16 protein-coding genes are annotated in these 17,683 nt (G+C 70.2%); 12 read left to right on the forward strand and 4 right to left on the reverse strand.

The window, feature by feature from the left end:
• Nucleotides 1-277: 277 nt before the first annotated feature.
• The 7 genes from rpsB (at nucleotide 278) to AB0G10_RS03540 (ending at nucleotide 7,417) form a co-directional block, all read left to right on the forward strand.
• The gene (gene rpsB, locus AB0G10_RS03510; protein ID WP_360915820.1) at nucleotides 278-1,156 is read left to right on the forward strand and encodes a 30S ribosomal protein S2; all 879 of its coding nucleotides are present in this window, start codon (nucleotides 278-280) and stop codon (nucleotides 1,154-1,156) included.
• Nucleotides 1,157-1,240: 84 nt separating this feature from the next.
• Nucleotides 1,241-2,071, forward strand: a complete 831-nt coding sequence (tsf, locus tag AB0G10_RS03515) for a translation elongation factor Ts (protein ID WP_360915823.1) — start codon at nucleotides 1,241-1,243, stop codon at nucleotides 2,069-2,071.
• A 109-nt stretch (nucleotides 2,072-2,180) separates the two neighbouring features.
• Entirely contained in the window at nucleotides 2,181-2,933 is a 753-nt protein-coding gene (pyrH, locus tag AB0G10_RS03520; RefSeq protein ID WP_360917943.1) for a UMP kinase, read from the forward strand.
• 61 nt (nucleotides 2,934-2,994) lie between these two features.
• Nucleotides 2,995-3,552 (forward strand): ribosome recycling factor, encoded by a 558-nt coding sequence (gene frr / locus AB0G10_RS03525; protein WP_360915826.1) that lies wholly within the window; start codon nucleotides 2,995-2,997, stop codon nucleotides 3,550-3,552.
• Between the two features lie 132 nt (nucleotides 3,553-3,684).
• The gene (locus tag AB0G10_RS03530; protein WP_360915829.1) at nucleotides 3,685-4,764 is read left to right on the forward strand and encodes a phosphatidate cytidylyltransferase; all 1,080 of its coding nucleotides are present in this window, start codon (nucleotides 3,685-3,687) and stop codon (nucleotides 4,762-4,764) included.
• A 63-nt stretch (nucleotides 4,765-4,827) separates the two neighbouring features.
• On the forward strand, nucleotides 4,828-6,006 hold the full coding sequence (gene rlmN, locus AB0G10_RS03535) for a 23S rRNA (adenine(2503)-C(2))-methyltransferase RlmN (protein WP_360915832.1): 1,179 nt from the start codon (nucleotides 4,828-4,830) through the stop codon (nucleotides 6,004-6,006).
• Between the two features lie 37 nt (nucleotides 6,007-6,043).
• Nucleotides 6,044-7,417, forward strand: a complete 1,374-nt coding sequence (locus AB0G10_RS03540; RefSeq protein ID WP_360915835.1) for a DivIVA domain-containing protein — start codon at nucleotides 6,044-6,046, stop codon at nucleotides 7,415-7,417.
• A 54-nt stretch (nucleotides 7,418-7,471) separates the two neighbouring features.
• On the opposite strand, the gene AB0G10_RS03545 is transcribed toward AB0G10_RS03540, so the two are convergent.
• Nucleotides 7,472-7,711 carry a DUF2631 domain-containing protein gene (locus AB0G10_RS03545; RefSeq protein WP_360915838.1) on the reverse strand — a complete coding sequence of 80 codons (240 nt, stop codon included), beginning with the start codon at nucleotides 7,709-7,711 and terminating at the stop codon, nucleotides 7,472-7,474.
• A 125-nt stretch (nucleotides 7,712-7,836) separates the two neighbouring features.
• On the opposite strand from AB0G10_RS03545, the gene AB0G10_RS03550 reads away from it, so the two are divergent.
• Nucleotides 7,837-9,387 (forward strand): Rieske 2Fe-2S domain-containing protein, encoded by a 1,551-nt coding sequence (locus AB0G10_RS03550; protein ID WP_360915841.1) that lies wholly within the window; start codon nucleotides 7,837-7,839, stop codon nucleotides 9,385-9,387.
• Nucleotides 9,388-9,720: 333 nt separating this feature from the next.
• On the opposite strand, the gene AB0G10_RS03555 is transcribed toward AB0G10_RS03550, so the two are convergent.
• Nucleotides 9,721-11,289 carry an NAD(P)/FAD-dependent oxidoreductase gene (locus AB0G10_RS03555; protein ID WP_360915844.1) on the reverse strand — a complete coding sequence of 523 codons (1,569 nt, stop codon included), beginning with the start codon at nucleotides 11,287-11,289 and terminating at the stop codon, nucleotides 9,721-9,723.
• A gap of 11 nt (nucleotides 11,290-11,300) precedes the next feature.
• Nucleotides 11,301-12,116: a YhjD/YihY/BrkB family envelope integrity protein gene (locus AB0G10_RS03560; RefSeq protein WP_360915847.1), complete on the reverse strand. Its 816-nt coding sequence runs from the start codon at nucleotides 12,114-12,116 to the stop codon at nucleotides 11,301-11,303.
• 106 nt (nucleotides 12,117-12,222) lie between these two features.
• Here AB0G10_RS03560 and dxr point away from each other — a divergent pair, with 106 nt between their 5' ends.
• The 3 genes from dxr to ispG are packed head-to-tail and all read left to right on the forward strand — an operon-like array spanning nucleotide 12,223 to nucleotide 15,870.
• Nucleotides 12,223-13,431 carry a 1-deoxy-D-xylulose-5-phosphate reductoisomerase gene (dxr, locus tag AB0G10_RS03565; RefSeq protein WP_360917944.1) on the forward strand — a complete coding sequence of 403 codons (1,209 nt, stop codon included), beginning with the start codon at nucleotides 12,223-12,225 and terminating at the stop codon, nucleotides 13,429-13,431.
• The gene (locus AB0G10_RS03570) at nucleotides 13,431-14,690 is read left to right on the forward strand and encodes a site-2 protease family protein (RefSeq protein WP_360915850.1); all 1,260 of its coding nucleotides are present in this window, start codon (nucleotides 13,431-13,433) and stop codon (nucleotides 14,688-14,690) included. The genes dxr and AB0G10_RS03570 overlap by 1 nt, the downstream gene beginning before the upstream one ends.
• A gap of 7 nt (nucleotides 14,691-14,697) precedes the next feature.
• Nucleotides 14,698-15,870: a flavodoxin-dependent (E)-4-hydroxy-3-methylbut-2-enyl-diphosphate synthase gene (gene ispG / locus AB0G10_RS03575; protein ID WP_360915853.1), complete on the forward strand. Its 1,173-nt coding sequence runs from the start codon at nucleotides 14,698-14,700 to the stop codon at nucleotides 15,868-15,870.
• A 213-nt stretch (nucleotides 15,871-16,083) separates the two neighbouring features.
• Here the strand turns inward: ispG and AB0G10_RS03580 are convergent, their stop codons facing one another.
• Nucleotides 16,084-16,926, reverse strand: coding sequence for a GNAT family N-acetyltransferase (locus AB0G10_RS03580; protein WP_360915855.1), 843 nt, complete (start codon nucleotides 16,924-16,926; stop codon nucleotides 16,084-16,086).
• A 184-nt stretch (nucleotides 16,927-17,110) separates the two neighbouring features.
• On the opposite strand from AB0G10_RS03580, the gene AB0G10_RS03585 reads away from it, so the two are divergent.
• Nucleotides 17,111-17,674: a PadR family transcriptional regulator gene (locus AB0G10_RS03585; RefSeq protein ID WP_360917945.1), complete on the forward strand. Its 564-nt coding sequence runs from the start codon at nucleotides 17,111-17,113 to the stop codon at nucleotides 17,672-17,674.
• Nucleotides 17,675-17,683 lie beyond the last annotated feature (9 nt).

The raw sequence follows: 17,683 nt of genomic DNA on the forward strand, positions 1-17,683 counted from the left end.
CCCCAGCGCGCCCTTTCGGTGTGATAGTCGGCGGCCACCGAGGGCCGCCCGGGCCGCCGCGCCGGTTGGCGTATGCTTGTCGACGGCGACCGCCTCGTGCGGTCGACCTCGCGCGCCCTCCGCAGGTGCTGTCTCACCGGTCTCCCGGTGCCGGCGGCCGGCGGCGGCGGCCTTCCCTGGTCCCGATCCTCTCGGGTCCGACCATGGCCGCCGACCGGGCGCCAGGACGCTCACCGCCGGTGGGCGTGACAACCAGGGAAGATCAGGGAGTAACACCATGGCCGTCGTGACCATGCGTCAGCTGCTGGAGAGCGGTGTCCACTTCGGGCACCAGACCCGGCGCTGGAACCCGAAGATGAAGCGCTTCATCTTCACCGAGCGCAACGGCATCTACATCATCGACCTGCGCCAGACCCTCGACTACATCGAGAAGGCCTACAGCTTCGTGCGGGACACCGTCGCCGAGGGTGGCAGCATCCTCTTCGTCGGCACCAAGAAGCAGGCTCAGGAGGCCATCGCCGAGCAGGCGACGCGGGTCGGCCAGCCGTACGTGAACCACCGCTGGCTGGGTGGCATGCTGACCAACTTCCAGACGGTCTACAAGCGTCTCCAGCGCATGAAGGAGCTCGAGGCTCTGGGTGACCTGAGCGGCACCGCCGCCGGTTACACCAAGAAGGAGACCCTCCAGCTCTTCCGCGAGAAGACCAAGCTCACCAAGACCCTCGGTGGTCTGCGTGACATGAGCAAGACGCCGTCGGCGATCTGGGTCGTGGACACCAAGAAGGAGCACATCGCCGTCGACGAGGCCCGCAAGCTGGGCATCCCGGTCATCGCGGTGCTGGACACCAACTGTGACCCGGACGAGGTCGACTTCCCGATCCCGGGCAACGACGACGCGATCCGCTCCGCCGAGCTGCTGACCAAGGTCATCGCCGCCGCGGTGGCCGACGGCCTGATCGCCCGCTCGGGCCGTGGCCGTGGCGGCAACGCCGACGAGAAGCCCGAGGCGGGCACCGTCGCCGCCGGCGAGCCGCTCCCCGAGTGGGAGCGCGACCTCTACGAGGGCTCCGAGAAGAAGGCCGCCGAGGCTCCCGCTGCCGAGGCTCCGGCCACCGAGGCGCCGGCCGAGCCCGTCGCGGCCGTTCCCGCCGAGTAATTCCGGCTCAGTCCCAGGTGCGTTTCGGCCGCCGCTGCGCTCGCGGCGGCGGCCGAGTCCCGAACTGACATCGAGAGAAGAGTCATGGCTAACTTCACCGCCGCGGACGTCAAGAAGCTCCGCGACCTCACCGGTGCCGGCATGATGGACTGCAAGAAGGCGCTCGACGAGGCTGAGGGCGACTTCGACAAGGCCGTCGAGTTCCTGCGCATCAAGGGCGCGAAGGACGTCGGCAAGCGTGCCGGCCGCACCGCCGCCAACGGCATCGTCGCCCACTCCGGCAAGGCTCTGCTCGAGCTGAACTGCGAGACCGACTTCGTCGCCAAGACCCCGGACTTCGTCGCCCTCGGCGACCGCCTGGTCAAGTTCGGCGAGGCGAACAAGACGGCCGACGCGGCCGCCCTGCTGGCCGCGACGCTGGAGGACGGCAAGACCGTCGCCGACACCATCCAGGACTACTCCGCCAAGATCGGCGAGAAGATCGTCCTGAACCGCTTCACGATCCTCGACGGCACCGTCGCGGTCTACCTGCACCGCAAGGCGCAGGACCTCCCGCCGCAGGTCGGCGTCCTGGTCGAGTACTCCGGCAAGACCGACGAGGCCGGTGACGCGGACGCCCGCGGCGTCGGCATGCAGATCGCCGCGATGCGCCCGAAGTACCTCACCCGCGAGGAGGTCCCGGCCGAGGTCGTCGAGACCGAGCGCCGGGTCGCCGAGCAGACCGCTCGCGAGGAGGGCAAGCCGGAGCAGGCCCTGCCGAAGATCATCGAGGGCCGGGTGAACTCCTTCTTCAAGGACTTCGTCCTGCTCGAGCAGGCGTCGGTGACCGACAACAAGAAGACCGTCAAGCAGGTCCTCAGCGAGGTCGGCATCGAGGTCACCCGGTTCGTCCGGTACGAGGTCGGCCAGGAGTAAGGCTCCAGAAACGCAATGATGCGGGAGGTCGGGTACGCGATTCAGCGACCGGCCTCCCCGTCGCATAAGGTCTCCTGCAGAAACTGAAGGGAAGGCGGGTCTCATGACGATGGTGACCGAGCAGTCCGCCACGGTTGACGAGAACCCGCCGACCATGCGGCCGCGGCGGGTAGTCCTCAAGCTCTCCGGTGAGGTGTTCGGCGGTGGCGCGGTCGGCGTCGACCCCGACGTCGTCCAATCGCTGGCACGTCAGATCGCGACCGTGAACCGGCGCGGCATCCAGGTCGCCGTGGTGGTCGGCGGCGGCAACTTCTTCCGCGGCGCCGAGCTGCAGAAGCGCGGCATGGACCGGAACCGTGCCGACTACATGGGCATGCTGGGCACGGTGATGAACTGCCTGGCGCTCCAGGACTTCCTGGAGAAGGAGGGCATCGAGACGCGTGTGCAGACCGCGATCACGATGGCCCAGGTCGCCGAGCCGTACATCCCGCTGCGCGCGATCCGGCACCTCGAGAAGGGCCGCGTCGTCATCTTCGGCGCCGGCGCCGGCATGCCGTACTTCTCCACCGACACGGTGACGGCCCAGCGCGCGCTGGAGATCCACGCCGACATGGTCCTGATGAGCAAGAACGGCGTCGACGGTGTCTACACCGCCGACCCGCGGGTCGACCCGCAGGCCCAGAAGCTGGAGAACATCACGTTCCAGGAGCTCCTTCAGCGTGGTTTGAGGGTCGCCGACCAGGCCGCCTTCAGCCTCTGCGAGGAGAACAAGCTGCCGATGCTGGTCTTCGGCGCGGAGGGCGACGACACCATCGTGCGCGCGTGCGCGGGCGAGCGGATCGGCACCCTCATCACCGCGTGAGCGTGTGCCCACGTCCCCACATCCCGCACCACCGAAGACAGCGAGGAGGCGAGAAGAGCCGGTGATCGAGGAAACCCTCTTCGAGGCCGAGGAGAAGATGGACAGCGCGGTCGAACACGCCAAGGAGGAGTTCGCCGCCATCCGCACCGGCCGGGCCACCCCGGCGATGTTCTCGAAGATCCTGGTGGACTACTACGGCGCGCCCACGCCGGTCACCCAGATGGCGTCGGTCGGCGTGCCCGAGCCCCGCATGGTGATCGTCAAGCCGTACGACGCGTCCCAGCTGGGCCCGATCGAGCGGGCCATCCGCGACTCCGACCTCGGTGTGAACCCCAACAACGAGGGCACGCAGCTGCGCATCCACCTCCCGCAGATGACGGAGGAGCGGCGCCGCGAGATGATCAAGGTGGCGCGGGGCAAGGCCGAGGACGGCCGGGTCGCCATCCGCAACATCCGCCGCAAGGCCAAGGACCAGCTGGACAAGCTGGTGAAGGACGGCGACACCGGCGAGGACGAGGGCCGCCGCGCCGAGAAGGAGCTCGACGACCTGACCCACAAGTACGTCGCGGTCGTCGACGAGCTCGTGAAGCACAAGGAAGCAGAGCTGCTCGAGGTCTGATTCCATCCATACGTCTGCCCGGTCCTGTGCCTTCGTGCAGAGACCGGGCTTTCGTTTGTCCGGACGCTTTTGCTGTGCAGTAGGCTCGGGGCCGACTCCAAGGCGACGGAAGACGGGGCTTTTCGAAATCTGATGTCCTACCTCGATCCGCGTGCCGGCCGTGCGCCCGGCGACGACACGAACGTGCCGGCGCCGCACTATTACGACCCCCCGTCACCTCAGCCCTCCGCCTGGCCGCCTCCGGCGGAAAGCCAGTCGTGGCAGATGGCGCAACCTTCCGCGCACCCTGCCCAACCGGAGTATCCGGACGAAGACTCTCCCGTGACCGAGATGGGGACGGACGTGCCGTCGCCGAAGGGTGCGAAGGGCCGCCGCCGCGCCGGCCGCGGTCAGGGTCAGGGCAAGAGCCGCGCCGGCCGCAACCTGCCGGCCGCCATCGGCGTCGGCCTGAGCCTCGGCCTGGTCGTCCTCGCCTCGCTGTTGATCGAGCGGCGGGCCCTGCTCGCCGTGCTGGTCGCGGCGTCCGCCGTGGGCGTCTGGGAGATGTCGAAGGCGCTCGCCGGCGCGGGCGCCAAGGTGCCGCTCGTCCCGCTGGTGGCCGGGTCCGCTCTGATGACCGGCCTTGCCTGGTACGAAGGCCCGGACGCCCTCCTGATCGGCCTGGCCGTGACGGTCGGCGCGGCGGCGCTGTGGAGCCTCGCCGACGGTGTCCGGGCGATCCGCCGCGACTTCACCGCCACCGTGCTGACCGCGGTCTACGTGCCGTTCCTGCTGAGCTTCGCGGCGATGCTGGTGCAGCCGGACGACGGCGCCTACCGGGTGATCGGCGTCCTGGTCGCGGTGGTGCTCTCGGACACCGGCGGCTACGCGGCCGGCGTCTTCCTCGGCCGGCACCCGATGGCGCCGAAGATCAGCCCGAAGAAGTCCTGGGAGGGCTTCGCCGGCTCGGTCACGGCCGCCGCGATCGGCAGCGGCGCGCTGCTCTTCTTCCTGCTCGACGTCCCGGTCTACTACGGCCTGCTGTTCGGCGCGGTGATCTCGGTGGTGGCGGTCCTCGGCGACCTGGCCGAGTCGATGCTCAAGCGCGACCTCGGGATCAAGGACATGAGCAACCTGCTGCCGGGGCACGGCGGCCTGATGGACCGATTGGACTCCATCCTGTTCGCCGTTCCGACGGCGTTCCTCCTCTTTTCGATCATCTTGCCGAGCTGACCCGGTGAAGGCCGAGCCAGCTATGGGGGAGCGATTCGACGGGCGTGGGAGACTGGATACGCCATGACGATTCTTCCGGTCATCCCGATCAGCCCCGACAAGCCCGACGCGGTCACGACCCGGCGTCGCCCCAGCATGCCGCCGCGGCATCTCGCCGACCTCGACCTCGCGGGCCGCAAGAGCGCCGTCGCGAGCCTCGGCGAGCCCGCCTTCCGCGCCAAGCAGCTCTCCACCCACTACTTCGGCCGCCTGGTGCGCGACTCCGCCGAGATGACCGACCTCCCGGCGGCCACCCGCGACCGGCTCACCGCCGAGCTCTTCCCGCAGCTGCTGACCCCGATCCGGGAGCAGGCCTGCGACGACGGCGCGACCCGCAAGACGCTGTGGAAGCTGCACGACGGCGCGCTCGTGGAGAGCGTTCTGATGGGTTACCCCGATCGGGTGACGGCCTGCGTCTCGAGTCAGGCCGGCTGTGGCATGGCGTGCCCGTTCTGCGCGACCGGCCAGCAGGGCCTCACGCGCAACCTGTCGGTCGCCGAGATCGTGGACCAGGTGGTCTATCTGGCCGGCGTCGCGGCCTCGGGCGCGGTCACCGGATCGCCGCCCCGGCTGTCCCGCGTGGTCTTCATGGGCATGGGCGAGCCGCTCGCCAACTATCCCCGGGTGATCGAGACGGTTCGCCGCCTCACCTCTCCGGCGCCGGAGGGTCTCGGGCTGTCACAACGGCACATCACGGTGTCCACGGTGGGTTTGGTGCCCGCAATGCGCCGGTTGATAGCCGAACAGCTCTCCGTGACTCTTGCGTTGTCACTGCACGCCCCCGATGATGATCTGCGCGATGAGCTTGTGCCCGTCAACCAGCGTTGGAAGGTGGCCGAGGTGCTCGACGCCGCGTTCGATTACGCGGCTCAGACCGGCCGTCGGGTGTCCATCGAATACGCCCTGATCCGGGACGTAAACGATCAGCCCTGGCGTGCCGACCTGCTCGGCAAGCTTCTGCGCGGCAAGCTGGCCCATGTGAATCTCATCCCGCTCAACCCCACTCCGGGGAGCAAGTGGGATGCCAGTCCCAAACCGGTCGAGCGTGAGTTCGTCCGCCGGCTGCGAGAGGCCGGCGTCTCGACCACCGTGCGGGACACCCGAGGGCGTGAGATCGACGGCGCATGCGGCCAACTGGCCGCGGGCGAGCTGACGCAAGCGAGCGCAGGGGGCGCCGCAGCCGACGCGGAGGTGGCACAGTGACTGGGCGCAGGTCCCAGCAAACGGAGTGGGAGACGTTGTGACGAGTCAGGGGCAGCGTTTCCGGCGGCGCGCGCTACGGCGCGGCTACAAGGTCGACGAGGTCGACGCCTTCCTCGACCGGGTCGAGGCGACCCTGGCCGGGGAGCAGGTGGGCCCGCCGGTCGGTGCGCAGGAAGTGCACGACGTCGTCTTCCGGGTGCGTTTCGGCGGCTACGACGAGTGGCAGGTCGACCTCCACCTCGACCGGGTCGAGCGGCAGCTCGCCGAGTTCGAGGAGCGCGGCGGCCGCCCGGCTCCCGACCCGATGCGCGACTCCATGCGCGGCGGCCTCTCCGCCGTCCCCCCGGCGCCGCAGGGACCCCCTCCCGGCATGATGGGCGCCCCGCAGGGCATGGGCGCCGGACCGGGCGGGCTCGGCCCGGGTCAGATGGACCGCGGCGGCCAGTTCGGCGGTCCCGGCCCGATGGACCGTGGCGGCCAGCTCGACCGCGGTCAGATGGACCGGACCGGCCAGTTCGGCCCCGGCAACGGCATGGGCCAGCTGCCGCCCGGCGGCCAGCCCGGCCCCGGCATGCCCGGCCAGGGGATGCCCGGCCCCGGTATGCCCAACCCCGGAATGCCCAATCCCGGAATGCCCGGCCCCGGCATGCCGAACCCTGGAATGCCCGGTCCCGGAATGCCCGGCCAGGGGATGAACCCGGCCGCGGCCCGGATGGCGCCGCCGACCGAGCGCCTGCAGATGCCCCCGCAGATGCCGCAGCGCCAGCCCGCGCAGCAGCAACAGCAACAGCAGGATCCGTACGCGCGGTACGACGAGCCCACCGGCTACGCGCAGCAGCCCCCGCAGCGCCAGGCCCCGCCGCCCGGCTACGACCAGGGTTACGACCAGCCCCCGCAGTACGACCAGCGCGGCTACGACCAGGGCGGTTACGACCAGGGCGGCTACGACGGCTTCGAGCCGGGCCGGCACGGCAAGGCCGACATGACCGCCGAGATCCGGATGCCGGACCGCGGCGGCGACCCGCGCGGCGGCTACGGCCAGCCGCCGATGCCCTCCGCCATGCCGGGCTCGCCGATGCCGGGCGCCCCGATGAGCGGCCCGCCCGGTGGCTACGGCCCGCCGCAGCAGCAGTTCGGCCCGCCGCTGGGTGAGCCGGGCGGCGAGCTGCACCGGGTCGACCAGCTGCGGCGCACGTTCCAGCCGCGGCGCTTCGGCAGCGGTTACGACCCCAGCCAGGTGGACCGGCTCTTCGAGGGGATCCTCCAGGCGATGACCGGCCGCGGCCCGATGCCGGTGAACGAGAACGATCTCGACATGCTCCAGTTCGGGCTGGTCCCGAACGGCTACTTCGAGGCCGAGGTCGACGCCGCGCTCCGCGAGGTGAAGGACATCCTCCTGCGCCGGCGCTGAGGGCGAAGACGGAGAAGAGGGGGCGGAAGCCCCCTCTTCTGTCGTTCCGGTACGTCAGTGGTCGTTGGAGCGCAGACCCGCACGCCGCAGCACCGCGTCACCGACGATGACCACGATCAGGCCGACCGCCAGCACCACGAGCCACACCTTCTCGGTGTTGCCCTGCTGGTTGCCCCAGAAGTAGAGCAGCAGGATGACGGCCGAGATGATCGCGCCCTTCTGAGCCCGCTTGCGGTTGCCCGGCTTGAGCTGGTCCGGCGCGTAGACCTCTTCGTGGTGTTCCTCGGCAGCCACGGTGGCTCCTCCAAGTCGTGCGATGGCGAGAGGATCTCAGTGTGTCACGGGGTCGCTGGGCGCAACCCGGCAACCCGGCTGTACTTTCGATGCGGAAAAAGGCAGCGAAAGCAGAGGAGCGACAAGTGCGGATCACCGGCACCGGACACGCGAGCATGCGGATCGACACGGCCGCAGGCAGCATTCTGTGCGATCCGTGGGTGAACCCGGCGTACTTCGCCTCGTGGTTTCCGTTCCCGGACAACTCCCAGCTCGACTGGGAGACCCTGGGCAACGTCGACTACCTGTACGTCTCGCACCTGCACCGGGACCACTTCGACGCGGAGCACCTGAAGCGCTTCATCAACAAGAAGGCCACGGTCCTGCTGCCGGAATACCCGACCAGCCAGCTCGAGGACGAGCTGCGGGAACTGGGCTTCACGAGCTTTCTGCGTACGAAGTCCGACGAGGTGCACGAGCTCGACGGCGGCCTGAAGGTGATGATCCAGGCGCTGATCAGCCCGACCGACGGCCCGATCGGCGACTCGTCGCTCTGGGTGGAGTACGACGGCATCCGCGTGCTCAACCAGAACGACGCCCGCCCGGCCGACCTGAGCCGGTTCAACGAGCTGGGCCACGTGCACGCGCACATGCTGCAGTTCTCCGGCGCCATCTGGTACCCGATGGTCTACGAGCTGCCGGAGAACGCGAAGACCGCGTTCGGCAAGCAGAAGCGGGAGCGGCAGTTCGACCGCACCTGGCGCTACATCGACGACCTGAAGGCCGACCACGTCTTCCCGATCGCCGGCCCGCCGTGCTTCCTCGACGACGAGCTGTGGCAGTTCAACGACATCCACGGTGACGAGGGCAACATCTTCCCCGACCAGTCGGTGTTCCTCACCGAGTACGCGAAGGTCGGCGGCACCAACGCGGTCGTGCAGCTGCCGGGCAGCGTCACCGAGCTGACCGACGGCGGCCGGACGCAGACGACCGTGCACCCGACCCCGGTCGACGAGTTCTTCGCCAACAAGCGGGCGCACCTCGAGGAGATGCGGGAGCGCAAGCGCCCGATCATCGAGGCCGAGAAGGCGTCCTGGCGGCACCCCGAGATCGACGTGCTGGGCGAGCTCAAGAAGCGGATCGAGCCGCTCCTCGAGGAGTCGATCTACCTGGCCAAGGGCGTCGGCGGCCCGGTCCGGTTCGACCTGGTCTCGTACGACGGCGAGGAGATCGAGTCGATCGTCGTGGACTTCCCGGGCAAGCAGGTCCGGCCGTACGCCGACGAGAAGGTGCGCTACCGCTTCCGTACCCAGCGCGAGCTGATCGAGCACCTCATCTTCATCGACGAGGGTGACTGGGTGAACTCGCTCTTCCTCTCCTGCCGCTTCTCGGCGGCCCGGATCGGGCAGTACAACGAGTTCGTCTACGCGTTCTTCAAGTGCCTCTCCGAGGAGCGCCTGCAGTACGCCGAGGGCTGGTACGACGAGCACGAGAAGGCGGTCGACGCCGAGGACATCCAGTTCGGCGACTGGACCGTGCAGCGCCGCTGCCCGCACCTGAAGGCCGACCTGTCCCGCTTCGGCATCGTCGAGGGCAACGTGCTCACCTGCCAGTTGCACGGCTGGAAGTTCGACCTGCCCAGCGGCCGCTGCCTCACCGGAGTAGGCCACAAGATCCGGGCGTCGAAGAACTCCTGACCCCGCCCGACGCCCAGCCTCCGCCTAACTCCCAGCCCTCGCCCGACGCCCGGCCCCGCCGGACCCCGGTCCCCGTCCGACTCGCGCCCCGCCCATCCAGCTCCCGACCCCCGCCGATCTTGTGGAATCCCGCAGCCCCGGTGCTGCGCAATTTCACAAGATCGCGGGAGAGGGGGAGCGGGGCCGCGAGCGAGAAGGGGCCGCGGGCAGGGAAGGGGCCGCGGGCAGGAAAAGGGCCGCGCGCAGGGAAGGGCGACCGGGAAGAGGCGCGACCGGGCATGGGCGCGAGCGGGAACGGAAGCGCGTGAGGCCGAGTGCGCGGGAGCGGGACGGCTAGACCGCCAGGTCTCGTAGGATGCGGCGGGCCGCGTTGTGGCCCGCCGCGCCGATCACCGAGCCGGCCGGGTGTGCGCCCGCCGAGCCCGCGTACAGCCCGTCCAGCCCGGTGGCATAGGGCATCCGCCGGTCGAAGGCGACGGTGTTGTCGACGTGGTGGATGTGCCCGCCGGCGATGCCGAAGTGCTGCTCGATCCCGGGCGGGGTGAGCGGCATCATGTCGACGACCAGATCCGACGTCCCCGGCGCGTATTGGTCGCAAATATCCAACAATTTCCGGACATAACCGTCCAGCTCGACATCCCACGACGAACCGGCGGGCTGGAACGGCACCGACTGCACGAACAGCGCCGACGAATGATGCCCCTCAGCGTCCTGCAGCGACGGATCGACGGTCGTGTGCAGGTACCACTCGATGGTCGGCGCCGCCGGCAACCGCCCGGCCTGCACGTCCGCCCACATCTCCCGCAGCGAGGCCATCGGCGACCCCGAGTGCGGCAGCAGGTGGATGGTCGCCCCGAACGGCGACGGCGCGCCCTCCGGCAGGCAGGAGAAGACCGGCAGGTCGCGCAGCGCCAGATTGACCTTGAGCGTCGTGCCGGTGCGCTTCACCGCGGCCATCCGCTCGGTCAGTTCGGCCGGCAGAGAACCTTCAGGGACGAGACCCATCAATGTGTACGGGTCGCAGCTGCCGAGCACCACCTTGGCCGCGACGGTCCGGCCGTCACCGAGCACCACCCCGCTCGCCGCCCCGCCGTCGACGGTCACCGCCGACACCCGGGCATCCGTGAAGATCCGGGCGCCCGCGCGGGTGGCCGCGTCGGCGAAGGTGCGGGAGACCGTGCCCATCCCGCCCCGGGCGATCATCCAGGTGCCGTCCGCGCCGGGCAGCCGGCACATGTTGTGCACCAGGAAGTTGTGGCCGGTGCCGGGGTCGTCCGGCCCGGCGTTGAGGCCGGAGAGGCCGTCGGTCACGGCGTACATGCTGACCAGCAGTTCGCTGGCGAATCCGAACCGGCCCAGATAGTCCGCGACCGAGCCGCGCACCAGGTCGAGGAAGGTGCTCTGCAGCTGCGGCCGGATGTGCCGGTCGGCGATCTCCTCGACCGGGGCCGGCTCCTCGAGCCAGGACGGCGCGAGGTCGGCCCGCAGCGCGCCGATCTCGACGGCGAGCGCCTCGTCGGCCGCCGCGTCGCGAGCCGAGAAGAACGTCTCGAGCTGCGCCCGGGTGTCCTCCCGGTCCCGGCCGAACAGCAGGTACGGCGAGCCGGCCGGGCCCGCGGTCGGCAGGAAGTAGTGCGGGTCCCGGCGCAGCACCGGGATGTCCACGTCGAGGGTGCGCAGCAGCTCCGGCGGCATCAGGCCCAGGAGGTACGAGCCGGTGGACTGGCCGAGGCCGGGAACCTTGGCGAAGGGGTGTTCGGTGCGGGTGGCGCCACCCGGCTCGCCGGCGGCCTCGAGCACGACGACGTCGAGCCCGGCGCGGGCGAGCAGGATCGCCGAGACCAGGCCGTTGTGCCCGGATCCGATGATCACCACGTCGGCGCGTTCGGGAATGGAGGTCATGGCGAGCGAGATTACCCCGCGAAAAGGCCCGGCACCCTCGGTGAATCGTCCGTCAGATACGTCTTGACGGTGTGCGTCACGGCGAACCCGGTGAGCAGCACGATGTGGAACAGGTACAGCCAGAGACCGATCGCCACCATCGCCCCGATCTCGGTGAACCCGCCGAACGGCACGCCGAGGTCGAGCGGCAGCGAGCAGAAGAGCACGGCGCCGTGCAGGAAGCCGGACAGGTTCGCCGCGGTGAACGAGCCGATCAGGATGGTGGCGAGCCACGGCGGGCGGCCGGGCGCCACGTACCGGAAGACCCAGATCACCACGGGTGTGAGGACGAGCCAGGTCGCCAGGAACGAGAGCACCACGCCGAGCACCGACCACCAGCCGCCGCGCAGCCAGAGGTCGCTCGTGGTGGGCAGCGCCAGGAAGAGCGCGAGCAGCAGGGCCGGCGCCGCGGCCAGCAGCGGCAGCCAGAGGATCCGTCCGCGCCAGCCCACGAGCGGCTCGCCGGGCCGCCGCAGCGAGACGAAGGCCCGGCGCAGCCCTTCGCCGTAGAGGGTGGCCGGGAGCAGGCTCGCGAGCGCGAGCATCGGGGTGAGGTTGAGCCCGGCGTCGATCAGGGCGGCGAGCGCCTGCGGCGCTCCGATGCGGTCCGGCAGGGCGTCGATGGTCCGGCTGGTCATATTCCGTACGTGGTCAGCGCCCGCCAGCAGCCCGGTGATCCAGACCGCGAGCAGCGCGATCGGCACCACCGCGATCCCGGCATAGAAGGTGATCGCGGCCGCGTGCAGCGAGACGTCCCGCCCGCGCAGTGGCGCCAGTAGATTTCGCACCCCGACGGGGTACCCCGTGAGGGCTCCCGGATCACCCGGCCGGGACAGCGTTCGTGCCGGGCCGGGTCCCGGCCCAGCGCCGACCCGCGTGCGGGCGTCCGGGAAGATGGGCCACATGCGCGACCTCGTTCTGCTCGGGTCCACGGGATCCATCGGCACCCAGGCCATCGACATCGTCCGCCGCAACCCGGACCGGTTCCGCGTGGTGGCCCTCGGCGCCGGTGGCGGCAACGTCGAGCTGCTCGCCGCCCAGGCGCTGGAGCTCGGTGTCGACGTGGTCGGCGTGGCGCGGGCTTCCGCCGTACAAGATCTGCAGTTGGCCTTTTACGCGGAGGCGCAGAAGCGCGGTTACGCGACCGGGGACTTCAAGATCCCGAAGATCGTGGCCGGGCCGGACGCCATGACCGAGCTGTCGCGCTGGAAATGCGACGTGGTGCTCAACGGCGTGGTCGGCAGCCTCGGCCTCGCGCCCACCCTGGCGGCGCTCGAGGAGGGGCGCGTCCTCGCTCTGGCGAACAAGGAGTCGCTGGTGGCCGGCGGCCCGCTGGTCCGCCGGATCGCCAAGGAGGGGCAGATCGTCCCGGTCGACTCGGAGCACTCGGCGCTCGCCCAGTGCCTGCGCGGGGGCCGGGCCGCGGAGGTCCGCAAGCTGATCCTGACCGCGAGCGGGGGAGCGTTCCGGGGGCGCCGGCGCGAGGAGCTGACGAACGTCACACCGGAGGACGCGCTCAAGCACCCGACCTGGGACATGGGCCCGGTCGTCACGATCAACACGGCCAACCTGGTGAACAAGGGACTCGAGGTGATCGAGGCGCACGAGCTGTTCGGGGTGCCCTACGACGACATCGAGGTGACCGTCCACCCGCAGTCGGTGATCCACTCGATGGTCGAGTTCACCGACGGCTCGACGCTGGCGCAGGCCAGCCCGCCGGACATGCGGCTGCCGATCGCGCTGGCGCTGGCCTGGCCCGACCGGGTGCCGGCGGCGGCCACCCCGGTGGACTGGACGATGGCGCACAACTGGGAGTTCCGGCCGCTCGACGCCGAGGCGTTCCCGGCGGTGGAGCTGGCCAAGGCGGCGGGCCGGGCCGGGCGCTGCCTGCCGGCCGTCTACAACGCCGCGAACGAGGAGTGTGTGGCCGCTTTCGTCTCCGGTCGGCTACCGTTTCTGGGCATCGTCGACACCCTGGAGCGGGTGCTCGCGGCGGCCCCCGATTTCGCGGAACCGGGTACCGTCGAGGACGTGCTCGCCGCGGAGGCATGGGCCCGGGCCCAGGCACAGCGGACCATCGCGACTGTGGCTGAAGGAGCCTGATGCTGTTCTGGCTGGGTGCGGCGGCCTTCGCGCTGACCATCCTGATCTCGGTGAGCCTGCACGAGCTGGGTCACATGATCACCGGCAAGCGCTTCGGCATGAAGGTGACGCAGTACTTCGTCGGCTTCGGCCCGACGATCTTCTCGTTCAAGCGCGGCGAGACGGAGTACGGCCTGAAGGCCATCCCGCTCGGCGGCTTCTGCAAGATCGTCGGCATGACGCCGCAGGACGAGGACGTCCGGCCGGAGGACCAGCACCGCGCCATGTGGCGGTTCCCGGTCTGGAAGCGGACCGTCGTGATGTCGGCCGGCTCGATCACCCACTTCATGCTCGCGATCGTGGGCGCCTACTTCATGGCGATCACCGTGGGCCTGCCGAACACCGACCTGCCGCAGACCGCCGAGGCGCAGAAGGCCGCGCCCGCGCAGATCTACGTGGGCGACTGCATCCGCACCTCGCTGACCGACACGAGCGCCGAGTGCGTGCCCGGCACGAACGGCGCCGTCGCGGCGCCGGCCAAGGCGGCCGGTCTCGAGACCGGTGACCTGATCACCGCGGTCGGCGGCGTGCCGGTCGCCAACTACGGTCAGCTCACCGACGCGATCCGCGCCTCGCCGGCCGGCCCCACCGAGTTCACCTACGTGCGCGACGGCCGGACCGCGACCGCCACGGTCGCCCTCGTGAGCGCCGAGCGCACCCCGATCGACGACCCCAGCGGCCCGGTGTCGAAGGTCGCGGTCGCCGGGGTGAGCTGGACCACGGACCTGCCGGCCGTTCTGACCTACAGTGCGATCGGGGCGATCCCCGCGGCCGGCGACTTCAGCTGGTACCTGGTGGAGAACTCCTTCAGGGCGATGGCGCGGATCCCGGAGAAGATCCCCGCGCTGTGGAACTCGATCACCGGCGAGGAGCGTGACCCGGACACCCCGATCAGCGTGGTGGGCGCGAGCCGGATCGGCGGCGAGGCGATCGAGAAGGGCGTGCCCGAGGTCTTCTGGCAGGTCTTCATCTCGCTCAACATCTTCATCGGCCTCTTCAACCTGCTGCCGCTGCTCCCGCTCGACGGGGGGCACATCGCCATCGCGTGGTTCGAGAGAGTTCGCTCCTGGCTCTACCAGCGTTTCCGCCGGCCTGATCCGGGTCGTGTCGACTACTACAAGCTGATGCCCGTGACCTACGCGGTCATCCTCATCGGTGGCGCCTTCACGGTGCTGACCGTGACCGCCGACATCATCAACCCGATCACGATCTTCAAGTGAGCTGAATGTGACTGCGATCAGTCTGGGAATGCCCGCCGTACCCCCGCCGCCGCTCGCTCCGCGCCGCCAGAGCCGCCAGATCAACGTGGGCGGCGTGCTGGTCGGTGGCGGCGCCCCGGTCAGCGTCCAGTCGATGACGACCACGCTCACCTCCGACGTCAACTCCACCCTGCAGCAGATCGCCGAGCTCACGGCGGCCGGCTGCCAGATCGTCCGGGTCGCCGTGCCGTCCCAGGACGACGTCGAGGCGCTGCCCGCGATCGCCAAGAAGTCGCAGCTCCCGGTGATCGCCGACATCCACTTCCAGCCGAAGTACGTGTTCGCCGCGATCGACGCGGGCTGCGCCGCGGTCCGGGTCAACCCGGGCAACATCCGGCAGTTCGACGACAAGGTCAAGGAGATCGCCAAGGCGGCCTCCGACGCCGGCATCCCGATCCGCATCGGCGTGAACGCGGGCTCGCTCGACAAGCGCCTGCTGGAGAAGTACGGCAAGGCCACCGCCGAGGCGCTCGTCGAGTCGGCGCTCTGGGAGTGCTCGCTCTTCGAGGAGCACGGCTTCCGGGACATCAAGATCTCGGTGAAGCACAACGACCCGGTCGTCATGATCCGGGCCTACCGGCAGCTCGCCGAGCAGTGCGACTACCCGCTGCACCTCGGCGTGACCGAGGCCGGCCCGGCGTTCCAGGGCACCATCAAGAGCGCCGTCGCGTTCGGCGCGCTGCTGGCCGAGGGCATCGGCGACACGATCCGGGTCTCGCTCTCCGCCCCGCCGGTCGAGGAGATCAAGGTCGGTCAGCAGATCCTCGAGTCGCTCGGCCTCCGCGAGCGCGGCCTGGAGATCGTCTCCTGCCCGTCCTGTGGCCGCGCCCAGGTCGACGTCTACACGCTGGCCGAGCAGGTCACGGCCGCGCTCGACGGCTTCCCGGTGCCGCTGCGCGTCGCCGTGATGGGCTGCGTCGTGAACGGTCCGGGCGAGGCCCGCGAGGCCGACCTCGGCGTGGCGTCCGGCAACGGCAAGGGCCAGATCTTCGTGAAGGGCAAGGTCATCAAGACGGTGCCCGAGTCGATCATCGTGGAGACGCTGGTCGAGGAGGCGCTGCGCCTCGCCGACGAGATGGGCGCCGAGCTGCCCGACGAGCTGCGCGAGCTGCTCCCCGGCCCCACCGTGACGGTCCACTGAGACTGAGCTGGCTGGCTTCGCTTCGCTTCGCTGGGCAAAACGCCTTTTTACGCCGGTGAGGAGGCAGCTGGTTTTCCGCCACCCGCAAACCCCGCGGGCGTCGGAAAACCAGGTGCCTCCTCACCGGCAGGCGTTTTGCGCGTGTTCTGTTGCTACGCCCTTACTTGAGAAGCGGCGCTGAGCTGGCTGGCTCCGCCGTGGGTGGTGACGGCGCTAGAAGAGGACCGTGGCGAACGAGCCGGCCGAGACGAAGCCGCAGCGCTCGTAGACCCGGCGGGCCGCCGCGTTGTAGTCGTTGACGTAGAGGCTGACGGTGGGCGCGACCCGCCGCAGCGAGTCCGACACCACGGCGGCCATCGCGGCGGTGGCGAGGCCCCGTCCCCGGTGATCCGGGTGGACCCAGACGCCCTGCACCTGCGTGGTCCGCCGGGTGATGATCGCGAGCTCGGCTTTGAAGATCACCTGGCCGCCCTCGAACCGCGCGTAGGCGCGCTTCCCCTTCACCAGCTCGGCGATCCGGCGCCGGTACCCACGCCCGCCGTCGTCCGCCAGCGGCGAGACGCCGACCTCCTCGGTGTACATCGCGACCGCGGCCGGGAAGAGCTGGTCCACCTCGTTCGGCCGGACCAGGCGCACCTCCGGGTCGGGGCGCACGTCCGCGGCGTCCCGGTCGGTGACGAGAAGCGGCTGGTTGGGCCGCACGTCCCGGGCCGGACCCCAGTAGCGGCTCAGCCGATCCCACAGGTCGAGGACCGCCTCCGAGCGCCCGATGATCGACGAGCAGATCCGCGGCTCGGCGCCGAGCAGGTCGGCGAAGGCGGCGACGGCCGGGGGAGTGGCGCCGACCGGCACCAGATGCGCGCCCGACCAGATGATCGATTCGAGCCGGCGCGCGGGCTCGTACCCGTAGATGCGCCCGTCGGAACGCCACCAGTTCAGGCCGTGCGAGGCCACTCGTTCGGCGATCTGGGCGCCCGCGTAGGGGTCGGCGTCCAGGATCCGCTGGACCGCCGCGCGCTCGGGCTCACCGAGCTGGCGAATGGGCACCGTCAACACAGGTACCAACTTTGCCAGATGACGGGGTGCCGACACGTCCCGCGACCCGACGATCCCAGAAACCCTTGCGACCGACTGTTCGCCGATATATCGTCTAACTATCGACGACAGAACGGAGAAGATCATGAGGTACACGGACGAGGCAGGACGCGGGCACCACGGCCACGGTCACGGGCGCGGCTGGATGTTCGAGGGGCGCAGGCGCGGCTTCGGCTTCCCGCCCGGATTCCCCTTCGGCGGTGGCGGCCCGGGCGGTCCCGGATTCCCGCCGCCGGAGTTCGGCGGACCCCGGGGGCGCCGCGGCGGCCGCGGCAGCCGGCAGAACGTGCGGCCCGCGATCCTGGCGCTCCTGGTCGAGCGGCCGATGCACGGCTACGAGATGATCCAGGAGCTGGACGCCCGCACCAACGGCATCTGGCGCCCCAGCCCCGGCTCGGTCTACCCGACCCTCCAGCTCCTGGAGGACGAGGGCCTGATCGAGGTGACGGCCCAGGGCGGTCGCAAGAGCTACCAGCTCACCGCGGACGGCCGGCCCGAGGCCGAGGCCGCCGCGCAGAACCCGCCGTGGGCGCAGTTCGGCGAGGACACCATGTCGCAGGTGCAGGACTTCCGCGACGCGGCGGTCGGCATCATGGGCGCGCTGAAGCAGGTCGGCTTCTCCGGCACACCCGAGCAGCGTCAGAAGGCGCTCGAGGTGCTCAACGAGACGAAGCGGAAGCTTTACGCGATCCTCGCCGACAGCGAGTGACGACCATGT

This window comes from Actinoplanes sp. NPDC023714 (genome assembly GCF_040639855.1).
Lineage (GTDB): Bacteria > Actinomycetota > Actinomycetes > Mycobacteriales > Micromonosporaceae > Actinoplanes.